Source organism: Oleiphilus sp. HI0132 (assembly GCF_001635845.1).
Window position 1 is genome coordinate 1 of sequence record NZ_LWGJ01000517.1, and the last position, 1,186, is coordinate 1,186.

A 1,186-nucleotide genomic window follows, 5' to 3' on the forward strand; every position below is an offset into this window, starting at 1 on the left:
TTAATTTCAAAACCCAGCTCTTACCAGCATCTAAACAATTATAGATACGCAATTTATGACAACAAATACCGAGCAATCTCAAACACTTCCTACCGTTTTGGTGGATGGATCATCTTATTTATTCCGGGCTTTTCATGGTTTACCTCCTTTAGTTAATTCTAAAGGCCAGCCAACCGGAGCAATTAAAGGTGTGATCAGCATGCTTAGAAGGCTGGAAACCGACTATCCAGGCTCTAAAGTAATTGTGGTTTTTGACGCTAAAGGTAAGAACTTTCGTCATGAAATTTACCCTGACTATAAAGCGAATCGTCCACCGATGCCTGATGATTTACGTTCTCAGATCGCGCCGATTCACGAGATCATTGAAGCAATGGGTTTGCCTTTACTCATCATTCCTGATGTCGAAGCGGATGATGTGATTGGTGCCTTGGCGCATCAGGCAACGCAAAAGAAGATCGATGTGGTGATCTCAACTGGCGATAAGGATATGGCTCAGTTAGTGACAGAGCATGTGACGCTGATCAATACCATGACCGATACCAAAATGGATATTCAAGGCGTCGAAGATAAGTTCGGCGTTCGCCCTGATCAGATCATTGACTACTTAGCTTTGGTTGGCGATTCGGTTGATAATATTCCCGGCGTGCCGAAGTGTGGCCCGAAGACGGCGGTAAAGTGGTTAACGGCTTATGGTAGCATGCAGGGTGTTATTGATAGTGCCGATGAGGTGAAAGGTAAAGTTGGCGAGAACCTGCGTGATAGCTTATCGTTTCTACCGATGTCTTATGAGTTGGCAACGATCAAAACTGAAATAGATTTGCCGGAAGCGCTAGAGGATATCAGCCACAAAGAAACTGACCACCGACGATTGTTAGCACTATTTAGCGAGTATGAATTCCGGTCTTGGGTCACTGCCCAAGAAAGAGCCTTGAACAGTGCGGGAGATGATGCGGAACAAGCAGAAGAGCCGGTAGTTGAGCATAATTGCGACTACCAGACTATTCTTGACAAAGATGCGTTTGCGCTTTGGTTTAACAAACTTAAGTCGGCGGACTTATTTGCTTTTGATACCGAGACCACCAGCCTCAACTATATGGAAGCCGAGGTGGTAGGTGTTTCCTTCGCCTGTAATGCAGAGGAAGCAGCTTATGTGCCTTTTTGTCATGATTACTTGGATGCGCCCGAG

1 protein-coding gene is annotated in these 1,186 nt (G+C 45.4%); it reads left to right on the forward strand.

All coding sequences use genetic code 11. The features are described 5' to 3' along the window. Nucleotides 1-55 precede the first annotated feature (55 nt). The coding region (locus A3766_RS06185) for a 5'-3' exonuclease H3TH domain-containing protein (protein ID WP_304440932.1) at nt 56-1,186 on the forward strand (1,131 nt) is incomplete at its 3' end.